This is a genomic window from Methylobacterium sp. Leaf125 (genome assembly GCF_001423085.1).
Classification (GTDB): Bacteria; Pseudomonadota; Alphaproteobacteria; order Rhizobiales; family Beijerinckiaceae; genus Methylobacterium.
In genome coordinates this window covers 1,111,338-1,137,584 of record NZ_LMNU01000001.1, presented here as the reverse complement: position 1 = coordinate 1,137,584, position 26,247 = coordinate 1,111,338, and the positions used below count along the sequence as shown (strand labels likewise).

Genomic DNA, 26,247 nt, shown 5'->3' with positions numbered 1-26,247 from the left:
GCGCCGCGCCGCGACGACCGAAGACGTGCCCGCTCAGGCCGCCCGTTCGGCCATGGCTTCGAAGACCAGGGCGTGACGGGCCGCGAGCACATCGATGTCGGTGGCGTAGCCGCCGCCGATCACCCCGACGAAGGGGATGCCCCGCCGATGCGCCTCGCCGACGACGAAGCGGTCACGCGCCAGCAGGCCCGCATCGGTGAGGTCGAGACGGCCGAGGCGGTCGTCGCGATGCGGGTCGACGCCGGCATTGTAGAACACGATGTCGGGGCGCAGGGCATCGAGCAGCGGCCCGACATGGGCCTCGAGCACCGCGAGATAGCCGGCATCGTCGACGCCGTCGGGCAAGCCGACATCGCGGTCGCCGGCGATCTTGCGCGTCGGGTAGTTCTTCTCGGCATGGATCGAGAGGGTGAACAGGTCGGGCGTCCCGCCGAGGCAATCGGCGGTGCCGTCGCCCTGGTGGACGTCGCAATCCACCACCAGGGCCCGGGCGATGCTGCCCTCGGCGTGCAGGGTCCGGGCGGCCACCGCCACGTCGTTGAAGATGCAGAAGCCGGCGCCGGTCTCGCGCCGGGCATGGTGGCTGCCCCCGGCGGTGCTGCCCGCGAGGCCGTGCGCCAGGGCGAGGCGGGCCGCCAGCAGGGTGCCGCCCACCGAGGCGCAGGAACGGGCCACCACCGAGGCGCCCACGGGCAGGCCGATATTGCGCTCGATCTCGCGGGAGACGTTTAGGGCGAGCACGGCCTCCACGTAGGCGCGCTCGTGGGCGGCGACGAGGAGGTCGGCCCCGGCCGGCTCCGGCCGCGCGAAGCCGCCCGGGACCAATCCCCGTTCCGTCAGGAGCTCGGCCAAGCGCCCGTACTTGCGCATCGGGAAGCGATGGCCCTCCGGCAGGGTCGCTTCGTAGGCCGGGTGGAAGACGATGGGCAGGCTCATCGTGACAGGCTCATGGGAGATCCGCGATCAGCCGGTCCGCCAGGGCGAGCCCGCTGTCATGGGCGGCCTCGATGCGCGGCCCGAGGCAGCCGTCGCCGGCATAGCCGAGACGCTGGACCGGATCGTAGAGGCAGGGTGCGCCGCAGGTCTCCTCCACGAGGGCGTAGCGCCAGCGATGGGCGCGGGCCTGCAGGGAGGCGATGGGTCCGCCGAACAGGTCGGCGACGGCGGCGAGCAAGGCGGCCCGCACGGCCTCCGGGGTGTCTTCGAGATGCGTCTTGGACCAGTCGGGCGTGGCATGGACGGTGTAGGCGGCGGGCGCCGTCGGGCGCCCCGGCTTCGCACCCTCGCGGAACAGCGCGGCGACCGGTCCATCCGCGGGGCGCAGGACGTCGCCCGCGAAGGGCAGGTCCCGCCCGCAGGTCAGCATCAGCGACCAGCACGGCGCGTAGGTGGCCCGCGCAACCCCGGGCAATGCGAGGCCGCTGGCGGCGAGGAGGCGCAGGGCCTGCGGGCCCGGCAGCGTCAGGACGACTGCGTCGAAATGCCGGTCCTCGCCGGCCTCCGCCAGCGTCAGGCGCCAGCCCCGGTCGGCCCGCGCCAGGGCGGTGACGGTGCGGGCGACCTGCACGTCGAGGCCTGCGAGGAGATCGCGCACGGGCGCGGTCATGTCGGGTACGGCGGTGACGCGGCCGGGCGCCTCGTAGGGCGCGACGAGGCCGCGGGCTTCCCAGTCGGCCAGGCGGGCGCGGAAAGCGGGGCCGTGCGCCCGCATCACCTGCGCGCCGTGGTCGAAACTCAGCCCGCTCTCGCGGTCGCGGCGGTTCGCCATGCGGCCGCCCGGCTGCCGGCCCTTGTCGAACACCGCGACGGAGAACCCGGCCTCGTGCAGACGGCGTGCCGCGCTGGCCCCCGCCATCCCGGCCCCCACGATCGCCACTTGTGCCGGTATCGCCATCTGCGCCGGTCCCGTCACCCGTGTCCCCCCTCGTGATCCGAGATTGTCATACGACTGAAGCAGCACGGCTGTTAGGGGCGCTGTGCAGTCCGGGACGCGACGCGGTGTCCAGCCCGCGCCGGGCTGCGATGTCGGGGCTTCGCGGACGGGAGACGTCGCGGATGTGGGATCAGGCGATGCGGGAGCTGTCGGAGCCGGGCGCTGCGGTCGCCCTCTGGCTCTGCGTCGCCCTGACCCTCATCAACCTCGCCGGCATCGCGGTGGCGGCCCTGCGGATCGGCCGGCGCAACGGCGCGTCGGTGTTTCCCGAAGGTGCCCCCCTCTCCCTGGTGCGGCCGGTCTGCGGCGTCGAGGCCTTCAGCGAGGAGCTGCTGACGCGCGGCTTCCATCTCGCCTATCCGGACTACGAGCTGATCTTCTGCGTGGCGCACGGGGCCGACCCCATCGTGCCGCTGCTGGAGCGCCTGATGGCGGCGCATCCGCGGGTGCCGGCCCGCCTGATCGTCGGCGACGAGCGGATCAGCGACAACCCGAAGCTCAACAATTGCGTCCGTGGCTGGGAGGCGGCCCGCCACGACTGGGTGGTGCTCGCCGACTCGAACGTCGCGATGCCGCCGGATTACCTGCAGCAGCTGCAGGCGGCGTGGCGCCCGAACACCGGTCTCGTCTGCTCGACACCGATCGGGGCCCGCCCCACCGGCCTGTTCGCCGCGGTGGAATGCGCCTTCCTCAACACCCTGCAGGCGCGCTGGCAATATACCGGCGAGGCCCTCGGCCTCGGCTTCGCCCAGGGCAAGAGCATGCTCTGGCACAAGCCCTTCCTGGAGGCCCGTGGCGGTATCCGGGCCCTGGCGGCCGAGATCGCCGAGGATGCGGCGGCGACGAAGCTCGTGCGGGCGGCGGGCGCGCAGGTCCACCTCGTGGCCGCCCCCTTCGACCAGCCCCTCGGACAGCGCACCCTCGCGGAGGTCTGGTCCCGGCAGCTGCGCTGGGCCCGCCTGCGCCGGGTCACCTTCCCCCTGTTCTTCGCCCCCGAGATCGGCTGTGGCCCGCTCCTGCCCTTCGCCCTCGCCCTCGCGGCCGCGCCCTCTCTGGCATTGGCCGGCCTCCTCCTCGGGCTCGCCGCCCTGTGGTACGGGGCCGAGATCGGCCTGGCCGCCCGGGCGCGCTGGTACCGTCAGCCCCGGCTTCTCCTCGCCTTCCTGATCCGCGACACCCTGGTGCCCGCCCTGTGGGTCAGCGCCTGGATGCGGGGCGCCATCGTCTGGCGCGGCAATCCGATGGACATCCGGACGAAGGCGTCCGAGCCGTCCGGCCGCAGCCCCTGGCGTCGCCTGCGGGCCCGCGCCAGCGCCGCCTGAGCGCGCCGGTGCCGGCCCTCCGCCCCGGGAGATGAGCCCGCAGCGCTCCTGGACACAGGCGCTCTCGGACACACGCGCTCTCGGACACACGCGCTCTCGGGCGCCAGCGCTTCCGGACGGCAGCGCTCTTGCTTGAGGCGCTCCGCCCGCGGCGGGCGAGCGGACGGAGCCTGGGCGTTGCAGACCGAGACGAACGGACTTCACAAGGGCCTGAACGCCTTCCACCTCTGGGGCATCGCGGTCGGGCTCGTCATCTCGGGCGAGTATTTCGGCTGGAGCTACGGCTGGGCCTCCGCCGGGACCCTGGGCTTCCTCATCACCACCATGGCCGTGGCGGCGATGTACGTCGCCTTCATCTTCAGCTTCACCGAACTCACCACGGCGATCCCGCAGGCCGGCGGGCCCTTCGCCTACAGCCGGCGCGCCTTCGGGCCGGTGGGCGGCTGCATCGCCGGCTACGCCACGCTGATCGAGTTCGTGTTCGCCCCGCCCGCCATCGCCCTGGCGATCGGGGCCTATCTGAACGTGCAGTTCCCCGGCCTCGATCCGAAGCACGCGGCCCTGGGCGCCTACCTCGTCTTCATGACCCTCAACATCGTCGGGGTGCAGATTGCCGCGACCTTCGAGCTGTTCGTGACGATCCTGGCGGTGGCGGAACTCCTGGTCTTCATGGGGGTCGTCGCCCCGGCCTTCGCCTGGTCGAACTTCGCCGCCAACGGCTGGGCCGGCGCGGACCGGTTCGGCCTGCCGGCGATCGGCGGCATGTTCGCCGCGATCCCGTTCGCGATCTGGTTCTTCCTCGCCATCGAGGGCGTGGCGATGGCCGCCGAGGAGGCCAAGGACCCCAGGCGCACCATCCCCATCGCTTACATCACGGGCGTGCTGACCCTGACGGCCCTGGCCTTCGGCGTGATGATCTTCGCCGGCGGCGCGGGCGATTGGCGGATCCTCAGCAATCTCAACGATCCCCTGCCCCAGGCGATGAAGGGCGTGGTGGGCGAATCCAGCGGCTGGCTGCACATGCTGGTCTGGCTCGGCCTGTTCGGCCTCGTCGCCTCGTTCCACGGCATCATCATGGGCTATTCGCGCCAGATCTACGCCCTGGCCCGCGCCGGCTTCCTGCCCCGCGGACTCGCCCGATTGCACCCGCGCTTCCGCACGCCGCACATCGCCACCCTCGCCGGGGGCGTCGTCGGGATCGCGGCGATCTACAGCGACAACCTCGTGACCCTCGCGGGCCAGTCCCTCACGGCCAGCATCGTCACCATGGCGGTGTTCGGCGCGCTGGTGATGTACGGGATGAGCCTGGCGAGCCTGTTCCGGCTGCGCCGGATCGAGCCGGGCCTCGCCCGTCCCTATCGCGCGCCGCTCTACCCGGCGGCGCCCGCCTTCGCACTCGTCATGGCGGCGATCTGCTTCGTCGCCCTGGTCGTCTACAACCCGGTGATCTTCGCGATCTTCCTCGTCCTGATGTTGCTGGCCGTGCTCGCGGCGAAGGGGCTGGCGACCCCGGACCCGGTGGCCGTGCAGCCTATCTCCGATCCAGTCCCCTGAGGGCGAAGGAAACGCCAGCCCGCTCGCCACCAGGACCTCGGCCCCTCGGGGACCCCTCGGCCAGGGCCGCCAGTCCAGGCCCCGGAGCGTCACCCGACGCCCTTCCTTCAGGAGAAGCGAAAATCAAGGGAGCCGACCCGTTCCGGGACGCTACCCTGTGAAGGCCCTGAGGAACGCGGGATAACAGTAACGCGCGCACCCTATTACCAGATACCCTGAAGGCTATCCCCGCTTCGGTCCGCGATCGCAGTTGACATTTTTGCTGCTAGACGCTGTCTAGTCAGATCAAACACCTGCGGCGGATGCCAAATGCCCTTTTTATCCTCTTTGGCATATTTCGGCGAAGTGGAAGTGAAGCCGGAAAACCCCGCTGTCTTAAACAACGTCGATTGTGTATATGCGCCCTTCCCGCGAGATGTCTTTTTCGCCGGCGATCCGTCTTGGGGTGTTTATACGACGGATGGCAATCTCATACTTGAGGCAGCCTACCGGCGCGGCCCAGAACTGCAATTGATCGGCCAAAGCCCTGCACGCGACTTGAGCGGTCGGAGCCTCGATGTCGAACAGGCCGAGCACATTTATTTCGGGGCCTTGATCCCGCACTACGGCCATTTTCTCGTCGGCAGCCTCGCGAGAGCGTGGTTCGCGGCGCAGCCGGACAACGTCGATCAGCCTCTGCTCTGCCACTCCGACCATGCGATCCACGACCATTTTCGCGGGTATATGGGCGTTCTTACGTCCGCGCTGGGCTTGAAGCCCGAACGGTTCGTGGCGCCAACGAACGAGGTCCGCTTCCGGAATCTGACGATCCCCGCTCCTGCCTTCCTCGAACAGAAACTCGCCCACGAGGCGTTTCTTCCCCCCATGCGCCGGATCGGGGACGCCCTGGGAGAGGGTGCTCCCTTGGAGAGCGAGCCCCGACCGGTCTGGCTCTCCAAATCCCGTATGGGCATCAATAGCGTCGCCCACATCGCCAACGAGGCCGAACTGGAAGAGGTTCTGGTCTCGTTCGGATTCGATATCGTTTACCCGGAACAACTTACCCTTCCACAACAGATCGATCTATTTTCGAATCGCCAGAATATTTTTGGTTTCGCCGGGTCGGCATTCCACAACCATATCTTTTCGCGGCAAAGACCTCGAATAACTTGTATAACTCTGGATAAATTCATCAACACGAACTTCTTGATACTCGACAAACTCAACGCCTCAGACACAAGATATCTCTATCCGTTCGATAATATTGAGAATATAGAGATTTCAGGCTATATCTGCTCCCGGAAGATCAAAGATATAAACCGGTTCGCCCGAGAGCTTTTAGAAATTTCCAGCCTCCCGACGCGCAACAAAATTCCCGGACTCGCCTTTGCAGACAAATCGCTCACGGGTTCAGCTATGATTTACAATGCCAATTGCTTGCCTGATCTCGCCGGAGAAAGCTATCGGGACACATTAACCAAGCTTCATCACGAACTGAGCCCCGCAGCCTATCTGGAAATCGGCACGCTGACCGGAGGAACACTGGCGCTCTCGCGATCCCCATCCATTGCGATCGATCCCAAATTCCAGATCACCTCGGAAGTGATCGGCGAAAAATCTGTGTGTCTGTTCTATCAACTGGAGAGCGATACATTCTTCCGGGATTATACACCGGAGGCGTTGCTGGGATCTGCCCTCGATTTCACGTTCCTCGATGGGATGCATCACTGCGAGTTTCTGCTCCGCGACTTCATGAACGCGGAACGACATTCGGCGCCGTTCGGTGTCATCGCCCTTCACGACTGCATTCCGGTCGAGATACCCATGACGGATCGAACCCAGAACGGAACACCGCCGATCGCACCGCACAGGGGCGGCTGGTGGACCGGCGACGTATGGAGGACGGTTCTCGCGCTCAAGCGTCACCGGACAGATCTCAACATCCTCTGCTTGGATTCCGCACCCACGGGACTTGTGCTGATCTCACGCCTGGATCCAACCTCGACGCTCCTCAATGATCGCTACGAGTCGATCGTCAACGACATGCTGGCGATGGATCTTGCCACGATGACGGTCGCCAAATTCATGCAGGAAGTGGATGTCACGCCCACCGCGGCATACCATTCGCCGGGATCCCTGGCGGCAGCCCTGCGGCGATAGCCCCCGATCCGGAAAGGCTTGGCGGACCCTCTGCGGCGATCCCGTCATCGGGCGCGCCTCGGCCGGCACCGGTGGCGGTGGGGGCCCTCGAACCCCCACGCCTCTCGGCCTTCGAATTCGACCCGGACGCCCCTACCACATCACCGCGCGGGTCTGGTGGTCTGCGATCCGGTGCGCTTCGCGATCGTTCTCGTGCGGGTGGCGCCCGCCATCCGCGCCGCGGAAGGGCTGGCGACCCCGGCCTTGATGGCCGGCAGGCCGCTCCACGATCGGTGCTGCGAGTTCGAAATCCGACCGGGAGTCGTCGCGGGTCGCCACGCTGCCGGAGCGTTCAGCGGATCGAGGGTGGCTAGCGGGGGCGGAGAGCTCCACCGGACCTGCGGGAACGCCCCCACAAGCAGCCGGAAGCGAATCCGATCCCCGATCTACTGAACCTTCACCCCGTTCTCGTCGATCATCTGCTGCAGATGGCGTTTGACGATGCGGGCGCTGAAGGGCTTCTCGATGAAATGGGCCTGATCCGGCATGTCGCCGAGGACCGGGCGGGCGATGCCCGACGAGACCAGGATGGCGATGTGGGGATAGGTCCGCGCGGTCTCCCGCGCCAGGGAGAAGCCGTCCTGCGTGCCGGGCATCCGCACATCCGTGAACAGAACGGACACATCCTGATGGCAGCGGCGCAGCAGGTCCAGGGCCTGATCGGCGGTCTGAGCCTCGAGGGTCGCGTAGCCGGCCCGCTCGAGAATATCGACCGCATCCATGCGGATCAGGCCGTCATCCTCCACCACGAGAGCGTGAGAGCCTTTGGAGGAGGTCGGGTAGGTCATGAACCTCAATGCTTCGCTGGCGAGAAAAGGTCCGGCCTGGCGGCTCTTTTGCCGCCACCTGCCCCAAGCGACCCTCACGTCCAGCGCTCCAAGCCGGCGGACCCTACGCGCCTTACTCCTCCGCTTCAATCCCGCGCAGGGGTGCGGCCAGGGTACAGACCAGGCCGGTGGGCGCGTAGACGGTGCGCACCGCCCCGCCCACGGCGCCGGCGAGGCCCCGCTCGATCAGGCGGCTTCCGAAGCCCCGGCGCGTCGGTGTGACCACCGCGGGGCCGCCACGCTCGGTCCAGCACAGGGACAGCATCGGTTCGGGTCCCTCGGTCTCGATGGTCCAGATCACCGCGACCGACCCCTCGGATCGGGACAGCGCCCCGTACTTGGCCGCGTTCGTCGCCAGTTCGTGGACCATCAAGGCCAGGGAGAGGGCGGCCCGGGAGCCGACCTGGACGAAGGGACCGGCCAGGTGCAGCCGCTCCGACCGGGCATCGTCGTGGATCTCGAGAGCCGCGCGGATGATCGCCTCGATGCTGGCGCTCTCGCGGGTCCCGCTGAGGAGCAGGTCGTGGGCCTTGCTCATCGCGATCAGGCGGTCGGCCAGCACGTCCTGCGCGGTCTCGAGGTCGGGTGCGCTGCGCAGGGTCTGGGTGGCGATCGCCTGGACCATGGCCAGCATGTTCTTCATGCGATGGCTGATCTCGCGATTGAGCACCGCCTGTTGCTCCTCGGCCCGCAGGCGCGCGATGCCCACCTGAACGCGATCCGCGACGTTGCGGACGAAGGCGACCTCCTCGTGCCGCCACGGGCGCGGTGCCGCGCTGTGCACGAAGAACAGGCCGACGCTGCGACCCCGCTCTCGCACCGGGACGTTGAGCATCGCGGCGACATTGATCCGGGAGAGGAGCGCGGCCGTCTCCACGGTGCGCGGATCCTCGGCCACGGCGTCGACCACGAGGGTTTCCCCCCGCGAGAGGCAGGGACCGAGGGTCTCGTGGTCCATGAACCGATGGCGCCCGACGAGGCTGTCCGAGCCGACGGTGGTCCAATCGCGATGGATGGTGATGTGCTCGCCGGCCGCGTCGAGTTCGCCGTATCCGGTGCGGCTGGCGTCCAGGGTTCGGCCGACGATCTCCGCCGCCCGGTGCGTCATCGCCGGAATCGAGGCCTCGTTCCGCAGGAAGTCGCCGAGTTCGATCAGCGCGGCGCGCCGGAGCGAGGCCGCGCGGGCATAGATCTCCTCGACCTTCACCAGGGCGATCTGCCGACGCTCGTTGATCAGGGTCGTCACCTGACGCGCCAGGCGCCGGAGACCGTCCGCCTGATCCTCCGTCAGGCCACCCGGGCGCGGCTGGTGGTCGAGCACGCACAGGCTGCCGAGCACGCGGCCGCTGGGCATCCGCAGCGGGGCGCCGGCGTAGAAGCGGATATGCGGGTCTCCCGTGACGAGGGGATTCCGACAGGTGCGGGGATCCGCCATCAGGTCGGGGATCACGAGGAGGTCGGGCTCGCTCAGGGCGTAGACGCAGACGGAGGAATTCAGATCCGTCTCGCATCGCGGAAAGCCGACGCGCGCCTTGAACCATTGCCGGTCGCTGTCGACCAGGCTGATCAGGGCGACGGGCGATCCGCACAGCAGCCGGGCGAGTTGAACGACGTCATCGAACGCCTGCTCCGGAGCCGTGTCGAGGATGTCGAGCGCGGCAAGCTCAGCAAGCCGCTGCGGATCGGATGTATCCGGTCTGATACCCTGATCGAGATGATAGCTCATGAAGGGAACGTTCCCGGCGGTCAGCCGTTGTATCCTCCGTTTCGCGTGAAGTCACTTAGCCCTTGTTGGCACGATGGCACCGCTTAATCGCACCGATGGGTGAGGTCCACCTGGGCACAGGCCGGGACTGTCGCACAACGTAGGCGCGTGCGAAACCGGCACCTGCGTCGGACCGCCTGTCCGACAGGTTATTCCGCGCGTCGGACCGCTTGTCCGACAGGTTGTTCCGCAAGACGCAAGCACCTTCGCCCGCCGTCCGGTGGCCGAAACGCGAATCACCGCGGACGTGGGTCGCGCGGGAAATGCTGGGCCGAGCGTGCGGGGCTCTGGTATCAGGAGTTCCCTGCCGGCTCTCCAACTCCCATCCATGAAGATCGCGATTCTTGAAGCCGGCACACCCCCCGACCGGCTCGCCGGCCGATATCCGGGCTACGGGCGGATGACGGCCGAAAGGCTGTGCCCCGGCCACGACGTCTCGGTGTTCCGGGTGAACCAGGACGACTGGCCCGTCGATCCCGACGCCTTCGACGCCACCCTCGTGACGGGTTCGCCGGCCGGCGCCTACGATCCCTCGCCCTGGATCGGAACACTGATCGCCTACCTGCGCGATCTCGATCCAACAAAGCCGCTCGTCGGACTCTGCTTCGGGCATCAGGTCATGGCAGCGGCCTTCGGCGGACGGGTCGAGAAATCACCGAAAGGCTGGGGGATCGGGCTGCACAGCTACGACATCCACCGGGCGGCCGACTGGATGGATGGACAGGCCCGGGTCTCCGTTCCGGCCATCCACCAGGATCAGGTGGTCGCGGCGCCGCCGGGCAGCCGAACCCTGGCGGGCAGCGCCTTCACGCCCCACGGCATCCTCGCCTATGTCGACCGGCACGCCCTCTCCGTCCAATTCCATCCGGAGTTCACGACCGATTATGCCCGTGCCTTGATCGCAGGCCACCGTCCAGGCGACCTCGACGAGACCGTCCGCACCCGGGCCCTGGCTTCCCTCGATGCCCCCGACGACAGCGCGCGCGTCGGCCGATGGATTCGACGATTCCTCGGCGATCCCGCTTGACAGGTTTCTTGAACCGCAGCGTGACGCTGCCCCTGGCAAGGGAATTCCACGGCCTGTCCCCGCTCTGCACAGGTCATCCACAAAGAGTTTGACCCCGGCTCCGCGAGAATGTTCCTGCTTTGTACTGGATAGGGACAAGGCCGATGACCGCAGCACAGATCGCCGAGATCGCGTCCATGAGCGAGGCCGAGTTGATCGCCCTGGCCTACGAGGAAGCGGTGGGTGGTGACGCACGCCGAGCCCTGCTGCAGGCCATCGAGGACATCCTGAGCCTGGAGACGAAGCTGGCGACGGCCGAGCGGCGGATCTCCTATGGCTACGTTCGTGGTGCCGTTCCCGGTCAGGGCACCTGACATGGAGCGCCTGTGCGATGTCCGGGGCGAACGCATCGTCGTCGCGTGTCGTCCCTGTGGCCGGAGCGGGTCCTACGGCGTCGAGCGGCTGCGCCAGCGTTTCGGGCCGCATGCCTCGATGCTGGACGTGTACCTGGCTCTGACGCAAACCTGCCGGTTCCAGCGCGAGGTCGGAAGCCGGACGCCCAATGTCTACGGCATGACCTGCCGGGCCAAGCTCGACACGACGGGTGGCCCGACACCCGCAGGACTGCCGTCGAGGACCTGAGTCATGTGCAACCTCTACAGCCTGGTCACGCCCCAGGCGGAGATCCGCGCCGCCTTCGACGTCTCGGTGGATCGCGCCGGCAACCTGCCGCCGCTGCCGGGTATCTTCCCCGACCAGCGCGCCCCGATCGTCCGCGTGGCCCAGGACGGCACGCGTGTCCTGGAGATGTTCCGCTGGGGCATCCCGGGCCCGAAGCAGTTCGGCGAGCACCCGGTCACCAACGTGCGCAACGTGAAGAGCCCGCACTGGCGGCCCTGGCTGAAGCCGGAATACCGCTGCCTCGTGCCGGTCTCTTCGTTCAGCGAGTATGCCGACACCAAGCCGAAGAAGACGCCGACCTGGTTTGCGCTTGATGAGGACCGGCCGTTGTTTGCCTTCGCGGGGATCTGGCGTCCCTGGACGGGCGTGCGCGGCACCAAGGCCGAGAATCCGGATCGTGCGGAGGAGGACCACCGGCTGTTCTCGTTCCTGACCTGCGAGGCTAACGGCGTCGTCGGCCCGGTCCACCCGAAGGCCATGCCGGTCTTGCTGACGACGCCGGAGGAGTGGAGCACCTGGCTCGCAGCTCCCACCGAGATCGCGCTGGAGCTTCAGCGTCCCTTGCCGGACGCGATGATGCGGATCGTGGCGACGGGGGGCCGGAAAGACCCATCGGAATAAGGCACCGGACGATATGAAGCGTCGCGGCTTTTCGTTTGATTAACTGAGCCAACAAACAAGCAGATCGCACCAAAAACGATCTGCGCTTGGCCGCGTTATCGAGCCATCTGGTCGTGAGTGACGAAGATCTACTCACGCAACGCCTGATGGCAGAAGCGAAAACCTGCGATGATCCACCAGCTTGTTTATTACAGCCGCAACGTCGTCCTCGGCAACGACCGGGCGATGCTCACGAATTTGCGGGAGATCGTCGCCGCCTCACAGCGCAACAACAGCCGGGACGGGATCACCGGGTTCCTGATCTTCGACAAGACCTGGTTCATCCAGATCCTGGAGGGCGAGCAGGCGCAGGTGAGCGCGACCTACACCCGTATCGCCCGTGATCCACGCCATACGACGGCGACCATCATGGATGCGCGCAACAGTCCGAGCCGCTCCTTCCCCAACTGGACCATGGGCGGCGCCATGCGGACGCCCGAGGTGGAAGAGGTCTACCTGCAGCACGGCATCGGCAGCGCCATCGAGCCCACACGCCTGAAGAGCAGCCAGATCATCAACCTCGCCCTGGATCTCCAGGCCTTCGATGCCGCCAAGCGTCAGGCGCAGCGTCTCGCCAGCTAGACGCCGGCACCCGGCCGTCGCCCGATCGTTTCCTCGACCATGCAAACGGCGCAGGGCCTGGAAGCCGCTGCGCCGTTCGTCGTGGTCGCCGAAGGGGGGCAAGACGGCGACCACCCGTGTGGTGGCCCCAAATTCGGGGCGCGGATGTGCGGTCCAGCACGATCGGCGGGTGCGTTCGCCGGACATGGCAGCGGCGCTGGCCCGTCGTGCGGCCGTCAGCACCCCACCGCGGCCCGTGCGCCGCGGCGTCGACTTCTGTGCATCCGTCAGGCTAGGGAGGGTTCAATCCAGCAATCGGAGTTTGGCATGGCAGGTGAAGCGCAGCGCCCTCAGTCGCGATTGGCCCTGGCCCTGACGGTGGCCTGCGGGATCCTCGTCGCCGGCTTCGGGACCATCGGCTGGCGCTGGTACGCTTACGTGACGGCCGGCGCCACGCCCTACGACGAGGTGGGCATCGAGGTGAACCGTCGCCTGCCCGCATCGCTTCGGACCTGGGGCTGCGAGCGCATCAGGGATCGATTTCCTCGCGCCGTCCCACCCTACGGCTGTCAGCCGGGACAGATCTGACACGGACGTGTACGAGCAGTGCACACCCGCCGCGCAGCTTTGAATTGCGCGATGCCCGTGATCGGAACAGCCATGCGCCACTCTCGACTGCTCGCCAGCCTCTGCCTCGGTCTCGCCCTGCCTTGCGCAGCGATGGCACAACCTGCGCCCTCCCCCGCAACACCGGCCCCGGTCTCCGACCCGACCACCCTGAAGGCGGCCCGCGAGGTGGTCATGCAGATGCAGGGCGATCGAAACGCCCTCCTGAACGCGATTGCGGCCCCCATGGTCGGAATGATGCAGCAGATCGGGGTCAAGCAGCAGGATCAGGCACAGGCGCTCGTGCAGGAGGTCGTGATGCCGACCCTTTCGGCGCATTACGACGAGCTTCTCGACATTCAGGCGCGCAGCTTTGCCGCGGCGCTCGGGAAGGACGACCTTCAGGCGATCGCGGCGTTCTACGCGACGCCGGCCGGCAAGCGCCTGGTCACGGCGCAGCCGCAACTCGCCCAGGCCCAATTGGCCGGCACGCAGCAGTGGATGCAGTCCGTGATGCCCGAGTTGCAGGGCAAGCTGGCCAAGGCGATCCAGGCGCATGGCTGGACCACGAGCGGTCAGCCGAAGGCGCGCTGATCCGCAAAGCCCGCCGTCGGGATCGAGGAGGAACAATTTCATGACGCGCGATGACAGCGGCGCCCAGGATCGTCGCGAGACGAAGGCCGCCAAACATCTGGAACGGGCTCGCGCCGGGGGTGAGGCCCGGGCCGAATACGACGCGACCCAGCAGGCCACCGAGGACAAGACGGCGCGGCTCAAGGCCCTTCGACTCGCCAAGGAGAAGGCCGACAAGGGCTCGTAGCGACCCGCGCGCCCAGGAGCCGTTTCAGCAACGCGCCTTCGCCCTGCGGCGGCGGGGCCTCAATGGCACCAGGGCGCAGCACCGCACCAGCGCATCGCCCTCTGGTCGATCGAGCCGGTCGTTTCCGGCTCGACGCGTTCTGACGCCGCGACGATCGGCTGCCCCGTCCGGTTCGCATCGACGAGCCGCCCGCCGACGAACCCGCCCACACCGAGAGCGGAGAGCCACAGGATCAGCCGGCCGGTCTTCTTCATCGCGCGCTTGGTCATGCCGCCGAGCGTGCGACGGTCGCGGTTAGCGGAACCCTAACAGGCGCGACCCGGACGGTTCCGGGTCTCCGTCCGCGCCGCGAGATCTGACGGTGCCTCGAAACGAAAGCGCCCCGAGGATGTCTCCTCGAGGCGCGTTGCGACGAAAGCGGCCAGGTGATCGGGGCTGGGGACGCTCAGGCCGAACCGAAAAGTCCCGTCGATCCTAGTAGGAGCCGAACTTGTAGTTCAGGCCGGCGCGGACGACGGCGAACTCGGTGTCGCGCACCTGACGGCCGCCGCTGACCAGGACGACGCCCGGGCTGGTGGTGGTGACGACGTTGCCGACATTGTTGACCGCGAAGGCGCCGTTGTTGCGGTTGCCCTGGTCGAGGTTCAGGATCCTAGTAGGAGCCGAACTTGTAGTTCAGGCCGGCGCGGACGACGGCGAACTCGGTGTCGCGCACCTGACGGCCGCCGCTGACCAGGACGACGCCCGGGCTGGTGGTGGTGACGACGTTGCCGACRTTGTTGACCGCGAAGGCGCCGTTGTTGCGGTTGCCCTGGTCGAGGTTCACGTACAGACCTTCGATCTTCAGCGTGACGGCCGAGGACTTGAAGAAGTTCAGGAACGAGTCGGTGGGGAGCGCGTACTCGACGCCGCCGCCGGCAGCCCAGCCGGTCTGGAAGTCGTCGCGGCTGGAGTTGGTCAGACCGAAGTCGCGACCGCCGCCCGAACCGTAGGCGAAGCCGCCGGTGCCGTACACGAGGGTRCGGTCGAAGGCGTAGCCGAGGCGACCGCGGACGGTGCCGAAGTAGTCGAGGCCCGAGACGCCGGCCGGGTTGAAGACCTGCTGGGCGGCCAGCGGGCCGGTGGCCGAGAAGCGGTTCCGCTCACGACCGAAGTCGACGTACTGGCCGCCGCCGGCAGCCCAGCCGGTCTGGAAGTCGTCGCGGCTGGAGTTGGTCAGACCGAAGTCGCGACCGCCGCCCGAACCGTAGGCGAAGCCGCCGGTGCCGTACACGAGGGTGCGGTCGAAGGCGTAGCCGAGGCGACCGCGGACGGTGCCGAAGTAGTCGAGGCCCGAGACGCCGGCCGGGTTGAAGACCTGCTGGGCGGCCAGGGGGCCGGTGGCCGAGAAGCGGTTCCGCTCACGACCGAAGTCGACGTACTGGGCCGACGAAGCCGTCGTTGCTCTGGCCGTTGCTGAAGGCGATGGCGGCCGTGGTGCCCGGCAGGACCAGGGTGCTGGCGCCGTTGACGCCGATGACGGWCGGCTGGCTGTTGCTGGAGGCRTCGAAGCCGTAACCGGCGTTGAAACCAGCGTAGAAGCCGGTCCAKGTGAACACCGGCACCGGCACGAACACCGGGGGCGCCGCGCGGCGCGGAAGGTCGGCGGCGGAGGCGGCGCCGGCGAGAAGGGCCGTCGCGGCGCTGGCGAGGATGAGGGTCTTGATCATGGTGGGTCTGCCGGTGAAATCTGCCGCGCACTCTCGGTGCGGTGTGAAGACACCTTAGCGACAGGGCAGACTTGGCGACTAGTGCAGATGCGCAACACCCAGATCAGATTGGTGAAGCGCCAGATGGTCNCTCTCGGTGCGGTGTGAAGACACCTTAGCGACAGGGCAGACTTGGCGACTAGTGCAGATGCGCAACACCCAGATCAGATTGGTGAAGCGCCAGATGGTCCAAGACTGCGCTAGGGTTTTACTTACCATGTTATTTGCGATCGCTCTAACGCCCATTCGCCTGTTCGGTTCCCGAAAAACATTCCACGGGGCGAGACGCCGCAGGCGGGCGATCCGTGAACTGACGTGCGAATGAGGTTCGGTCGGTGTGTGGCGCCGGTTCGCGACGTCGGCCGGCGGGTCGTTCGGGGATGACGCCGGCATCACCGGCCTCGGACCAGCGGCGTCAGGTGATCCAGCGAGGCCGCGTGCACCAGCGGCGGCGGTGCGCCCTCGGGGGCTGCCATCCCGACGCGATCGTGCCAGTAGGTCGGCAACCCGACCGCAGCCGTCCCGACGAGATCGTAGGCCGAGCCAGCGACGAACAGGCAGCGGGACGCATCGACGGAGAGTTCGCTCAGGGCAAGGCGATAGGGGTGAGGATCGGGTTTGTAGAATCCCGCCCGCTCGGACGTCACCACCGTGGCGAAGGGGACCCCGACGCAGTCGGCCGCGATCCGTCCCAAGCGTTCGGAGCAATTCGTCACGATCCCGAGCGGTATGGACTTGTCCGAGAGGTCCCGCAGGGTCTGCACCACGCCCGGCCAGGGTCTGAGTTCGGCGTAGCGTTCGGCGAGCTCGGCCGTCGCGCCGCCCGGCAGGCCGACCATCCCCGCGGCTTGGGCAACGAGCTCTTCGTAAGGGCAGTAGCGCCCCGTACGATAGGTGATCCGCAGGTACTCGGCGCGCCAGCGCCGGCCTAAGTCCTCGCTTCCGGCCACGGAATTCCAGAGCGACCAACTGTCCAGGAGGGCGGTCAGCAGATCGAACAGGACGGCATCATGGCGCTGCTCTGGCATCGTGGGTCTCCAAATCGTTGCCGTGCTTCGCGAAGGCGTTCGTGCGGGACGCTGCCCTCACGTGGTCCGGGCGGCGATCGCATCGATCTCCACGAGATAGCCGTGGTGGAGTTCCGGCACCGGCACGACGGTGCGGGCCGGCTTCGCCTCCCCGAAAACCTCGGCGTAGATCCGGTTGAAAGCGGGCCAGTTTTCGACGCCGACGATATAGGCCGTGACCCGCAGGGCATCCTGCGGTCCGCATCCCGCCTCGCCCAGGATGGCGAGGACGTTGGCGAGAGCTTGCCGAACCTGCACGTCGAAGGGTTGATCGGCGGTATGCGTCCCGTCCGGGCGGGCGGCGAGCTGTCCCGAGACGAACACCAGATCACGCCACGCAGTCGCATGAACGTAGTGCCCGGCCGGCGCCGATACGGCGGACGAAGCGATGCGTGCGATGGGATCGGTCATGATGCGGGTTCCTACCAACCATTGATGCGGGGCCAGACCGCCGAGACGCGGCCGGTTCCGTCGAGGACGTGGTAACGGTCGTGCTGGGCGCCCGTGGCGCAGGCATGGTTCGGCAGGACGCGCAGCCGTGCCCCGATCGGCAGATCGGGGAGCGTGGCCTCGGATCCGCGCCGCACGGCGATGATGCCGTGCTCCTGGTTGGCGTCGGCGACGATGAGGTCCGGGTAAGGCCGGCCTGCGAGGTCGCAGACGACACCGTACCCTTGGTCCACGGCCTGCTTGGCCGTCCCGCGGTCGCGCGACAGCGCCATCCAGCCGGCATCCGTGATGATCCAGCCCTTGGACCGCTGGTGGCCGATCACCGTGGCGAGCACCGAGAGGGCGATATCGGCCGGATTCACCGAGCCGATGCCGGCCTGGTACAGGTCGCCGAACATGAAGACCCCGGCGCGAACCTCGGTGACACCCGTCAGGTCCCGCGCGGAGCGGGCAGTCGGGGTCGAGCCGACACTGACGACCGGACAGGGCAGCCCCGCCGCGCGCAGGGTCTCGGCCGCCGTCACGGCCGCCATGCGCTCGGCCTCGGCCGCTGCGGTCAAAGCCGCCGGATCATGCAGCGCGTAGCTGTCACCCGCATGAAACAGGACACCTCGTAAGCCCGCACCCCCGGCCACCAGGCGCCGGCCGATTTCGACGAGCAAATCGGCGTCGGCCGGGGCCACGCCGGAGCGGTGGCCGTCCGCATCCACCTCGATCAGGACGGGAAGCGCGTCGCCGAGGGATCGGGCATGGGCGGCGACGGCCTCGGCCTGCTCCAGGCTGTCGAGGATGAGGGCGAGATCGGCCCCCTGGGCGCGGATGGCCGAGACGCGATCGAGCTTGGCCGGCGCGATGCCGACGCCGTAGACCAGATCACGCACGCCCCCTTCGGCGAAGTACTCCGCCTCACGCAGGGTGGAAACCATGGCGGGGCCGTGCGGAGCCGTCATGGCGATACGGCCGACGTCGAGGGATTTGGCGGTCTTGAGATGGGGGCGGAACGTGACGCCGAGCCGCACCAGGCGCGCGCGCAGGTTCTCGACGTTGGCGCGCAGCTTTGCCTCGTCGAGCAGCAGGCAGGGTGTTTCGAGCTGGTCCAAGGCCGTCCCGTGCTTGGCGGGGGGCGTCTGGCGGAACGTGACGTCCGGCATCGATGGGCTTGCCTCCTACGCAGGTGCGAGACCACACAGAACACGGACGATGGTCGACCGCCATTAACGCCCGCTGCATCCCGGATTAAGTTCGGCCTGAATGCTGACGACCGATGACCTTCGCTTCTTTGCGGCCATCGCCAGGGCATCGTCGCTGGCGGCGGCCGCGCGCGACCTGAACGTCTCTCCGCCGGCTGTGACCCAGCGGCTTCGTGCCCTGGAGGCCCGGCTTCGCGTCCATCTCGTCGATCGCTCGGGGCGGCACCTGACGCTGACCGACGAGGGCGAGTTGCTCGCAGGACGCGGACGCCAAATCCTCGAAGGCCTCAGCGAGATCGACGATGCACTTGCCGAGCGCCGCGGCGCGGTTCGGGGCCATCTGCGCATCGTCGCACCGCTCGGGTTCGGCCGCCGCTACGTGGCGCCGGTGGTCGCAGCCTTCCAGGCGGAGCATTCGGAACTGAAGATCGACCTCGTCTTATCCGACCGTCTGGGAGGCGCACCGGGCAGCAGCAGCTGGGACCTGGCGATCCACGTTGGCGACCGAGAGCACACGGCCCCGGGTCTGATCATGCGCAACCTCGCCCCGAACGCGCGCTGGGCCTGCGCGGCTCCGAGCTACCTGAGCCGTCGCGGGGTGCCGGAGACACCGGGCGCGCTGCGCGCACATGCCTGCATCGCCTTGCGCGAGAACGATGAGGACGTGACCCTGTGGCGCTTCCAATCGGCGAGCGCCGCCGAGGAGCGCATCCGAATCGAGCCCGATCTGGCCAGCAACGACGGCGAAGTCGTGCGCCGTTGGGCCCTGGCGGGGTGCGGGATCATCGTGCGCTCCGAATGGGACTTAGTCGACGATGTCCGGGCGGGTCGGCTGGTCCGGCTTCTGGACAGTTACCGGCTGCCCGCGGCGCCGGTCGTGGCTCTGCTCGGCGCGCGTCGCCAAGCGCGTGCGGCGCGAACCGGACGCTTCCTCGATGCACTGCAGCGCTCACTGGAGCCCGTGCCTTGGCGCTGAACCGATCCCGCCTCGCCGAACCGGGGCGGTGTCGGTGTGTTCATCCATGGTGCCAACTGGACGTCGCCAGCTATAGATCCGTAACGGACTGCCACCGTGATGATCAGGCTGGGCCTCCGTTCCAGAGACATGGCTCCGACCACGCCCACTCTTCGCGCGCCCTCTCGCAGCGGGCGCCGGGATCGCGCGTTCCACCTTCGGACGCAAACGAATCGTCCTGATCAGGCGCGTGACGGACGATCGAGTCTGGCGCCGACGCCCCCGTGAGGCGCGCCGAACGCCCGAATGATCCACGGCGCACGAAGCGGCCGCATCCGCTCAGCCAGGACGACCGCACCGTCGCAACGCCCGATGCCGTCGCGTCGTCACCCGAGGAAGCGATCCTCAGTGAGGCCACGCGGCTCGCACAGATTTCGATCATGGAAACGATCTGCTCGTGCAATCTATTTGTTGGATGCACGCTAGGAATGTAATATCCTTGATTTGCTGATCGACGCTTGATTGCTGCCCAAGGATCGACGATGCACATGTTGCAGGGGTGCAAAACGCGAAAGTAGCATTATTACTGACATGGACGATCAACAAATTGATTTTGTCGAGTTAACTACCGACATTGTGTCGGCGTTTGTATCGAACAATCCCGTCCGTCCCTCCGATCTGCCGGACCTGATCCGGAACGTCCACGGGGCCCTCAACGGCCTCGCCAACGTCACGGATGCAACCGCATCCGAGATCGAGGTCGAAAAGCCCACGGCGGCGCAGATCCGGAAGTCGGTGACACCAGAGGGCATCGTCAGCTTCTTGGACGGCAAGACCTACAAGACGCTGAAGCGCCATCTCAACACCCATGGCTTGGACCCGTTCAACTATCGGGCTCGTTTCGGCCTGCCGGCCGACTACCCGATGGTCGCTTCGGAATACGCCGCACGTCGATCAGCGCTGGCGAAATCCATCGGCCTCGGCCGCATCGCCGACCGGAGCGAAGACGAGCAGCCCAGCGCGAAGGGTCGACACAAGGCGGCATGATTGCAGGGGATTGGCAGCGGCCTTCGAAGGATCCTTGGTCATGCGATTCGTCGTGGGCCTGACCGCTGACCAAGTCGCTCGTACCAATCGTGCGCCATCGCAGGTGATTTTTCGAACGTCAGAGCGGACCGATCAATCCGGGCGTGGCGCCACTCGCGAGGCGCCACGCCGTAGCGGTTCCGGAATTCACGGCTGAGATGCGCCAAAGTCTTGAACCCATACTCGCTCGCCAGGCGGGTGATCGAGCGGGTTTCGAGCGGATCCGCGAGCGCCGTCCGGATCGCCTCCAACCGCTTCTCCCAAACGAGGCGCATGACCCCGCCAGTCCGCTCGAAGGCCCGATACAGCGACGTCCGTGACGTCCCCAGGCGTTCGGCAAGCCATTCGGGTGAGAGCCTGGATGAGGGGAGATGCAGATCGATCAGCCGCTCAGCCATTTCCACGACCCCTGCGTCGAGCTCGCTCCCTTGCAGAACGTCCGAGGCAGAGGAGCCGTCGAGCAAGCGACGCACGAACCCGGTCAGCTCGGCCGCGACCTCATCGGCGTCGGCGATTCGTGTCGCGGGAAGATGGCGATACAGCGCGTGAAGGCGCGCGAGCAGCAATCTGTTGCGCTCCTGATCGAAGAACATCGGAATGCGCCTCAGATCGACATCAGCCAGGAGCCGGCGAGGGACGGTCAGCCCGATCGCGCTGGACCGAGCCCCGCGCGCATCGAGTTCTCGGCCCATATCGGCCGCCATCACCCTGTTCCGCTGCTGCATCACCGCGCAGCCTGCGATCTCGCCTGTCAGCCCTCCCGAGACGTAGAGCATGAAGGTCAGGTGATCCGGCGTCACCGCTGCGTGCCGGCGGTCCCGGATCATGTGTTGCGGGGTGAAGACCATCCGGCTGGCGAGGATGTCGCCGAGCATCGTGCAGGAGAGATTGCCGCGCGGTGGCCCGGCCCCCTCGCACTGCTCGACCCGAATGATCGGCGCCATCAGATCCCGCCATGCCGCAAAGGCGTGAGCCGGAGAGAGATGGTCGGTGTTGAAGTTCAGGGTCGGAACGATGGTCATGCGGTCCGCAAAACCGAGGATCTTCGAGGTGTTCCAGCCCTAAGAGAGCGTAGCCGAACAGTCACGCCTTCGCGCTCGCATCCCTTGGGAATGACGGGACTTTGTCCAATCCCGTACGAGTTGCCGACCAAGGTTTGGCACACGAGCAATCCGAGCATTGGGAGTCGAAAGAGCACGGCCTCGTCCAAGGCTTACTGCGGCCATCGAACCGTACCTCGGCTCCAGCAGGTGCCCAGACCGGGTTGGCCCTGGCTTGCGTCAGATTGAACCTCGGCGGCACCGCGCTACGACGCCTTCAGTGGGCTCCCGCGACCCGGGCACGCCACAAGCGGGAAGAACACAGGCCTGCGCGTTCGAGCAGGAAGAGGTTCCGGGGCTCCCCGCCCTACGCCCTCACGCTTCCGCTACGCCACGCGCTGCCACTTGGCGGCGCTGGCCCGCAGGGTCTCCAGCTCCGCACGCAGCGCCTCGATCTCGGCATGCAGATCGCCGGCGTCGACCGCCAGCTCGACGCACTGGTCCTGCGCCTCCGCGAGCTGCGCCCGCAACAGGGCGTTCTCCGTTGCGAGTTCGAGAACGAGCATCGCATCGGCAGTGCACGGCTTATCGCTTGTCACGGCACCTCACATCACGGTCGCCCGACACGGGGCGGACGGCGCGGGACCCTGGCCACAACAAAGCTTGGCCGCAATCACTCATTCGCCACACCACGGGTTCGATGGGCGGCCAAGCGCTCAGCGCCGCACCGCGCCAACCGCCCGGGCCTCGTCTTCCGGGGACGATGCGCTGTCTGGCCCAGCCATCGGTGCAGAGCCGATGATCATCGCGCGAACCAGGGTGGGGGTCGATCCACGCACGGCCCGCCGGGAGGTGCCATTGGGTGTTGCGGCGCTTTGCATACCAGCCCCGCAACCGTAACCATGACGCCCCGCAGCGATCGGCGTAGGGAAGCCCCCACGCTTCCTCCCAAGCGCGAGACCGACTTCCCCCGCCCGGCGCAATCCGTGGCGGGTTTTTTCTGCGCCCCTGAAACTTTCGACCTCCGTCGACCGTACCGCGCCCCGACCGCGCGAAACGATCAGGGAGAGAAGCGCTTGCGAGATAAGGGCGGCGAGAGGAGCAAGACGCGATTTGATCCGGCGCGCTTGTATCGCGCCATCACGCGGCACACCGACGGCCGCATCATCCATGTCAGGGATTTTCTCGCCGACAGCGACGCAGAGGCGATCCTGATCGTCACCGCACGCGGCAGCAACATCCGCACCGATCTCTGGAGCAATCGTGGACTCGTCCGGCGTTTCGGTTCGCCAGGGTCAGAGCCTGCAACACGACCGGCGTCGTCTGGCCGAGATCGTCCCGCCCAGGACGGCTGAATCCGTGCATGCCGAGCGCAGCCGCTTCGGGGCGTTCTCCACGAAACGTTAACCGTAACCGCAGCTTGACCGAAACGTGATGAACTTGGCGGCTCGGCAGGCATTTCAACAGCCTGGGTCAACTGGAGCGGGTGAATGCCGAAGTATTTCATCGACGTCGCAGAGGGCACCCATTTTATCGAGGATGAGGTTGGGACCATCTTGCCAGACAGAGAGTCGGGCCGGCAGGTTGCCCTTCAATCCCTCAGCGACATGATCAAAGAGGATCTTCCGACAGGAGAGAACCAGACGTTTATTGCCACCGTGCGAGATGAGCAAGGTGAAGAGTCATACTGCGCCAAGATCACCCTATCCGCGCGAAGTAGCACACCGCTCGCATAGCATCCGAGTGCATGGCAAATTACGATCTGTACACAGCCGGTTACCCCGCCCCAGCGCAGTCTGAGGCGGGTTTTTCGTTGAAAGTCGGCGCGAGGCATGGGAAGCCGACCGAACAAAACGCCGCACCGGGCATTCACGAGTCATCTGAAACGACTCGGAGCAAGCGGATGCCGCGGTACTTCGTCGACGTTGCAGCGGGACAAGATTTCGTCGCGGACGAGGAGGGCAGTGTTCTCCCGGACCTTCAAGCCGGTCGCTGTCTGGCCGTCCGTGCCCTGTACGAGGTCGCCGGAGAGTGCGGCTTGGACGGAGACGATCGCACCTTCACCGCCATCGTCCGGGATGAGGACGGAGAGACCGCTTACCGCGCGTGCTTGACGCTCACCGAGGATCACCAGACGGGGGTATGCTGACCGGCGCACCGCATGCAGGCCGGATCGGCGTTCCACACCGCGCCCGTGGGCAATCCGGAAGAAAGTCCGCCCGGTCATCGTGGTGTTGCACGGATCCTGCAAGCGATGCAGCGAGCCGCCAGAATGGTTCTGGCCGGCGTTTGTCCTTACCCGAGGACTCCACCTTCACCCGCCCGGCTCCGGCCGCGGCGGGTTTTTGTTCCGTGACGCCGCCTTCGCGCACATGGCCGGCGCAGGGCGCTCGAACGTTCATCGTCTTCATCCGTTGGTCTCGAACAAAGACCCTGGAGGAAATGATGCCTGAAAATCCGCAAGATCCGCTGGACGTCCCCATGGATCGGGTGCTCACCAGGAATGGCGGGAGCAGTTCAGAAGGCTCTGAGCCGAAGGGCGAGGCCAATCCGAAGGAATCCGGCATCGAAGGTCGCCGCGCGCAGGACACCGTCGATCCGGCCGAGCGTCTGCCGGAGGATCCAGAGGAGCAGAACGACCTCGCCTGATCCGGCCTGCCTATGGGGCCTGGGCGTCGTCGTGGCGTGCCGGGCTTGTCGTGTCACCCCCACGCAGCAGGCACCGCACCAGTCAGCGACCGCCCGGCGGCACAGGCTTCTCGATCCTGCGCGCTTGGTCGCCGGGTGTGCGCCGAGGCGAGGCAGCGCGAGGCCGCCCCGCCTTCACATGCGCGTCTCAGGCCGCCCGAACCGTGGCCAGGAAGCGGTCTACCTCGGTGCTGAGGTGCTCGGACTGGCGCGAGAGCTCCGAGGCGGCGCCCAGCACCTGGCTGGCGGCCGCGCCGGTCTCCTCGGCGGCACCTGCGACGCCCGAGATGTTGCTCGTGACTTCGCTGGTGCCCATCGCCGCCTGCGCCACGTTGCGCACGATCTCCTGGGTGGCCGCTCCCTGCTCCTCCACCGCCGCCGAGATCGAGGTGGCGACGCCGCTGATGTCCTGAATGCGCGCCGCGATGCTGCCGATCGCCGAGACAGCACGCGCGGTCGAACCCTGGATCTGGCTGATGTGCCCGCCGATCTCCTGCGTGGCCCGCGCCGTCTGGTTGGCCAGTTCCTTGACCTCGGCGGCCACCACCGCGAAGCCCCGGCCCGCCTCGCCGGCCCGCGCCGTCACCACGTCGCCGATGCGCGCCACCGCCGTGTTGAGCTGCTGTACGAGTTCGGCGGTCTCGGCGGCTTCCTGGACGGCGCCGTGTGCCATGGTCGCGGAGGTGCTGACCTGACGGCCGATCTCCTGCACCGAGGAGCCGAGCTCCTCGGCGGCGGCCGCCACGGTGTTGACGTTGGAAGCGGCCTCTTCCGCCGCGGCCGCGACGCTGGTCGTCTGGTTGGCGGTCTGGGTGGCGGTGCCGGCCATGCTCTGGGCGGTGGCCTGCAGCTCGGTGGCCGAGCTCGTCACCATGCTGATGATGCCGCCCACCGCGCCCTCGAAGCTGTCGGCCATCGCCCGCATCGCCGCCTTGCGCTGCGCCTCGGCCCCGGCCCGCGCTAGCACCGTCTCCTCCTCCAGCGCCCGCATCCGGATCAGGCCGTCCTTGAACACCTGAACGGCGTCCGCGATGGTGCCGATCTCGGTCCGGGCGCCCTGGNAGCACCGTCTCCTCCTCCAGCGCCCGCATCCGGATCAGGCCGTCCTTGAACACCTGAACGGCGTCCGCGATGGTGCCGATCTCGGTCCGGGCGCCCTGGTGCGGGATGGTCACCGAGAGGTCGCCGCCGGCCAGCGCCTGCATGGGCTGGACCACCGCGCCGATGCCGCGCGTGACGCCGCGCACGATCAGGGTCGCAGAGACGGTGGAGAGGAGAACGCAGAACGAGATGGCGATAACCCCCCAGGTGCGGGTGGTTTCGAAGACGGCCTTGCTCTCGGCCTGAGCGGCCGTGGCGCCCTCGTTGTTCATGGCAACGAGCTTGTCGAGGGCCACGGAGGCCGCACGGCGCGGGATGATGCCCTTGCTCTCGTAAAGGGCATAGGCCTGAGCTTTCTCACCGGCACGCGAGAGCTCGAGAATGGACCCGCGCACGCCTTCGAAATTCCGGGCCTCACGCGTGAAGGTCTCGTAGAGCGCCCGCTCCTCAGGAGAGCCGATCATGGGCTCGTAGGTGGCCTTCTTCTCGTCGAGCTTCTTGCCGAAGCGCTCCATGTCTTTCTCGATGCTGGCAACGAGCGCGGGGTCGGTGGCCTGCGTGTGGCGCAGAACGAGGGCGCTGGTCCGTGCGGTGAGCGTATCGATCTCACCCAGCACGCGCATGCTCGGCAGCCAGTTCGTCTCGATGTTGAGGGCCTGCTCCCGCATGCGCTGCGTGCCGAACACGCCCAGCAAACCCAATCCGATGGCCAGCAGTGTCAGGATGGAGAAAGCCGCAACAAGCTTGGCGCGGATGGAAAGATTTCGGAACGACACGATGAGCTCCCAAAGCTGCGAAGCGAAAAGTCGAAAGCAGCTGGAGGAGCATCGTCACGGAAAAGTGTTAAGCAGGCGCCTCCTGTGATCGCAAAATACGAGATGGCGGCCTGACCAATCGAGCGTTCGAAGTCGCACGATTGCTTCGGTGTGCTGAAGCGTGTCTCGCGGATACGTCGCGTCGGCGAACTGCGTGCGCGCGTCAGAGAGCCATGAGACCGGAGCGGCCCCGG

At 67.2% G+C, this 26,247-nt stretch carries 28 protein-coding genes and 4 pseudogenes; 17 read left to right on the top strand and 15 right to left on the bottom strand.

Annotation, left to right across the window (positions count from 1 at the left end; all coding sequences use genetic code 11):
- Nucleotides 1-33: 33 nt before the first annotated feature.
- Together ASF58_RS05255 and ASF58_RS05250 are read right to left on the bottom strand one after the other, a co-directional pair.
- Nucleotides 34-936: a histone deacetylase gene (locus ASF58_RS05255; RefSeq protein ID WP_055948100.1), complete on the bottom strand. Its 903-nt coding sequence runs from the start codon at nt 934-936 to the stop codon at nt 34-36.
- 10 nt (nt 937-946) lie between these two features.
- Nucleotides 947-1,894, bottom strand: a complete 948-nt coding sequence (locus ASF58_RS05250; RefSeq protein WP_055948098.1) for an FAD-dependent oxidoreductase — start codon at nt 1,892-1,894, stop codon at nt 947-949.
- 176 nt (nt 1,895-2,070) lie between these two features.
- On the opposite strand from ASF58_RS05250, the gene ASF58_RS05245 reads away from it, so the two are divergent.
- From ASF58_RS05245 to ASF58_RS24745, 3 genes are all read left to right on the top strand, one after another.
- Nucleotides 2,071-3,255: a ceramide glucosyltransferase gene (locus tag ASF58_RS05245; protein WP_055948913.1), complete on the top strand. Its 1,185-nt coding sequence runs from the start codon at nt 2,071-2,073 to the stop codon at nt 3,253-3,255.
- Nucleotides 3,256-3,432: 177 nt separating this feature from the next.
- Nucleotides 3,433-4,809: an ethanolamine permease gene (gene eat / locus ASF58_RS05240; protein ID WP_055948095.1), complete on the top strand. Its 1,377-nt coding sequence runs from the start codon at nt 3,433-3,435 to the stop codon at nt 4,807-4,809.
- A gap of 309 nt (nt 4,810-5,118) precedes the next feature.
- A complete protein-coding gene (locus tag ASF58_RS24745; protein ID WP_082512826.1) occupies nt 5,119-6,948 on the top strand; it encodes a glycosyltransferase 61 family protein in 1,830 nt (609 codons plus the stop codon).
- Nucleotides 6,949-7,373: 425 nt separating this feature from the next.
- Here the strand turns inward: ASF58_RS24745 and ASF58_RS05220 are convergent, their stop codons facing one another.
- Both ASF58_RS05220 and ASF58_RS05215 read right to left on the bottom strand, forming a co-directional pair.
- Entirely contained in the window at nt 7,374-7,775 is a 402-nt protein-coding gene (locus ASF58_RS05220; protein ID WP_200930166.1) for a response regulator, read from the bottom strand.
- A 112-nt stretch (nt 7,776-7,887) separates the two neighbouring features.
- Nucleotides 7,888-9,540 carry a GAF domain-containing protein gene (locus tag ASF58_RS05215; RefSeq protein ID WP_055948084.1) on the bottom strand — a complete coding sequence of 551 codons (1,653 nt, stop codon included), beginning with the start codon at nt 9,538-9,540 and terminating at the stop codon, nt 7,888-7,890.
- Nucleotides 9,541-9,907: 367 nt separating this feature from the next.
- On the opposite strand from ASF58_RS05215, the gene ASF58_RS05210 reads away from it, so the two are divergent.
- The 8 genes from ASF58_RS05210 to ASF58_RS05175 all read left to right on the top strand — a co-directional run bounded on the left by ASF58_RS05210 (nt 9,908) and on the right by ASF58_RS05175 (nt 13,913).
- Entirely contained in the window at nt 9,908-10,606 is a 699-nt protein-coding gene (locus tag ASF58_RS05210; protein WP_055948081.1) for a glutamine amidotransferase, read from the top strand.
- Between the two features lie 143 nt (nt 10,607-10,749).
- Nucleotides 10,750-10,959: a hypothetical protein gene (locus ASF58_RS05205; protein WP_055948078.1), complete on the top strand. Its 210-nt coding sequence runs from the start codon at nt 10,750-10,752 to the stop codon at nt 10,957-10,959.
- A complete protein-coding gene (locus ASF58_RS05200; RefSeq protein ID WP_244477186.1) occupies nt 10,919-11,227 on the top strand; it encodes a hypothetical protein in 309 nt (102 codons plus the stop codon). The genes ASF58_RS05205 and ASF58_RS05200 overlap by 41 nt, the downstream gene beginning before the upstream one ends.
- 3 nt (nt 11,228-11,230) lie before the next feature.
- On the top strand, nt 11,231-11,887 hold the full coding sequence (locus tag ASF58_RS05195) for an SOS response-associated peptidase (RefSeq protein ID WP_055948075.1): 657 nt from the start codon (nt 11,231-11,233) through the stop codon (nt 11,885-11,887).
- 168 nt (nt 11,888-12,055) lie between these two features.
- Nucleotides 12,056-12,508: a BLUF domain-containing protein gene (locus tag ASF58_RS05190; protein ID WP_055948072.1), complete on the top strand. Its 453-nt coding sequence runs from the start codon at nt 12,056-12,058 to the stop codon at nt 12,506-12,508.
- 306 nt (nt 12,509-12,814) lie between these two features.
- On the top strand, nt 12,815-13,075 hold the full coding sequence (locus ASF58_RS05185; RefSeq protein ID WP_055948068.1) for a hypothetical protein: 261 nt from the start codon (nt 12,815-12,817) through the stop codon (nt 13,073-13,075).
- A 72-nt stretch (nt 13,076-13,147) separates the two neighbouring features.
- Nucleotides 13,148-13,687, top strand: coding sequence for a DUF2059 domain-containing protein (locus ASF58_RS05180; protein ID WP_055948904.1), 540 nt, complete (start codon nt 13,148-13,150; stop codon nt 13,685-13,687).
- A gap of 40 nt (nt 13,688-13,727) precedes the next feature.
- Nucleotides 13,728-13,913 (top strand): hypothetical protein, encoded by a 186-nt coding sequence (locus ASF58_RS05175; protein WP_055948065.1) that lies wholly within the window; start codon nt 13,728-13,730, stop codon nt 13,911-13,913.
- Nucleotides 13,914-13,972: 59 nt separating this feature from the next.
- On the opposite strand, the gene ASF58_RS05170 is transcribed toward ASF58_RS05175, so the two are convergent.
- From ASF58_RS05170 to ASF58_RS05150, 7 genes and pseudogenes are all read right to left on the bottom strand, one after another.
- Nucleotides 13,973-14,182, bottom strand: coding sequence for a hypothetical protein (locus ASF58_RS05170; protein WP_055948062.1), 210 nt, complete (start codon nt 14,180-14,182; stop codon nt 13,973-13,975).
- 205 nt (nt 14,183-14,387) lie between these two features.
- Nucleotides 14,388-14,561: pseudogene (locus ASF58_RS26970) on the bottom strand (porin family protein); the annotation flags it as partial.
- 4 nt (nt 14,562-14,565) lie between these two features.
- A pseudogene (locus tag ASF58_RS25610) lies at nt 14,566-15,078 on the bottom strand (porin family protein); the annotation flags it as partial.
- Nucleotides 15,079-15,619, bottom strand: a pseudogene (locus ASF58_RS25605) (porin family protein); the annotation flags it as partial. It lies immediately after the preceding pseudogene.
- Nucleotides 15,620-16,053: 434 nt separating this feature from the next.
- Nucleotides 16,054-16,689, bottom strand: a complete 636-nt coding sequence (locus ASF58_RS05160) for an HAD-IA family hydrolase (protein WP_055948058.1) — start codon at nt 16,687-16,689, stop codon at nt 16,054-16,056.
- 57 nt (nt 16,690-16,746) lie between these two features.
- Nucleotides 16,747-17,139 (bottom strand): RidA family protein, encoded by a 393-nt coding sequence (locus ASF58_RS05155; protein ID WP_055948055.1) that lies wholly within the window; start codon nt 17,137-17,139, stop codon nt 16,747-16,749.
- Between the two features lie 11 nt (nt 17,140-17,150).
- Nucleotides 17,151-18,329, bottom strand: a complete 1,179-nt coding sequence (locus tag ASF58_RS05150) for a DSD1 family PLP-dependent enzyme (protein ID WP_055948052.1) — start codon at nt 18,327-18,329, stop codon at nt 17,151-17,153.
- A 100-nt stretch (nt 18,330-18,429) separates the two neighbouring features.
- Between ASF58_RS05150 and ASF58_RS05145 the strand changes: the two genes are divergently transcribed.
- Together ASF58_RS05145 and ASF58_RS05140 are read left to right on the top strand one after the other, a co-directional pair.
- The gene (locus tag ASF58_RS05145; RefSeq protein WP_055948049.1) at nt 18,430-19,344 is read left to right on the top strand and encodes a LysR substrate-binding domain-containing protein; all 915 of its coding nucleotides are present in this window, start codon (nt 18,430-18,432) and stop codon (nt 19,342-19,344) included.
- Nucleotides 19,345-19,914: 570 nt separating this feature from the next.
- Nucleotides 19,915-20,370, top strand: a complete 456-nt coding sequence (locus ASF58_RS05140; protein WP_200930165.1) for a MucR family transcriptional regulator — start codon at nt 19,915-19,917, stop codon at nt 20,368-20,370.
- A 38-nt stretch (nt 20,371-20,408) separates the two neighbouring features.
- Here ASF58_RS05140 and ASF58_RS05135 read toward each other — a convergent pair whose 3' ends face one another.
- Complete coding sequence (locus ASF58_RS05135; protein ID WP_055948046.1) at nt 20,409-21,431, bottom strand: helix-turn-helix domain-containing protein; 1,023 nt, start codon at nt 21,429-21,431, stop codon at nt 20,409-20,411.
- 404 nt (nt 21,432-21,835) lie between these two features.
- A complete protein-coding gene (locus tag ASF58_RS05130) occupies nt 21,836-22,015 on the bottom strand; it encodes a hypothetical protein (protein WP_055948044.1) in 180 nt (59 codons plus the stop codon).
- Nucleotides 22,016-22,525: 510 nt separating this feature from the next.
- On the opposite strand from ASF58_RS05130, the gene ASF58_RS25600 reads away from it, so the two are divergent.
- The 4 genes from ASF58_RS25600 to ASF58_RS25595 all read left to right on the top strand — a co-directional run bounded on the left by ASF58_RS25600 (nt 22,526) and on the right by ASF58_RS25595 (nt 24,098).
- Nucleotides 22,526-22,804, top strand: coding sequence for a hypothetical protein (locus tag ASF58_RS25600; protein WP_156375526.1), 279 nt, complete (start codon nt 22,526-22,528; stop codon nt 22,802-22,804).
- Between the two features lie 135 nt (nt 22,805-22,939).
- The gene (locus ASF58_RS05125; RefSeq protein WP_055948041.1) at nt 22,940-23,185 is read left to right on the top strand and encodes a hypothetical protein; all 246 of its coding nucleotides are present in this window, start codon (nt 22,940-22,942) and stop codon (nt 23,183-23,185) included.
- A 167-nt stretch (nt 23,186-23,352) separates the two neighbouring features.
- Nucleotides 23,353-23,598 (top strand): hypothetical protein, encoded by a 246-nt coding sequence (locus tag ASF58_RS05120; protein WP_055948038.1) that lies wholly within the window; start codon nt 23,353-23,355, stop codon nt 23,596-23,598.
- Between the two features lie 203 nt (nt 23,599-23,801).
- Nucleotides 23,802-24,098 carry a hypothetical protein gene (locus tag ASF58_RS25595; RefSeq protein ID WP_156375525.1) on the top strand — a complete coding sequence of 99 codons (297 nt, stop codon included), beginning with the start codon at nt 23,802-23,804 and terminating at the stop codon, nt 24,096-24,098.
- A 187-nt stretch (nt 24,099-24,285) separates the two neighbouring features.
- Here ASF58_RS25595 and ASF58_RS26965 read toward each other — a convergent pair.
- Both ASF58_RS26965 and ASF58_RS26960 read right to left on the bottom strand, forming a co-directional pair.
- A pseudogene (locus tag ASF58_RS26965) lies at nt 24,286-25,198 on the bottom strand (methyl-accepting chemotaxis protein); the annotation flags it as partial.
- 1 nt (nt 25,199) lies between these two features.
- Nucleotides 25,200-26,014, bottom strand: an 815-nt coding sequence (locus tag ASF58_RS26960; protein WP_244477185.1) for an MCP four helix bundle domain-containing protein, incomplete at its 3' end; no start/stop codon positions are given.
- Nucleotides 26,015-26,247: the final 233 nt, after the last annotated feature.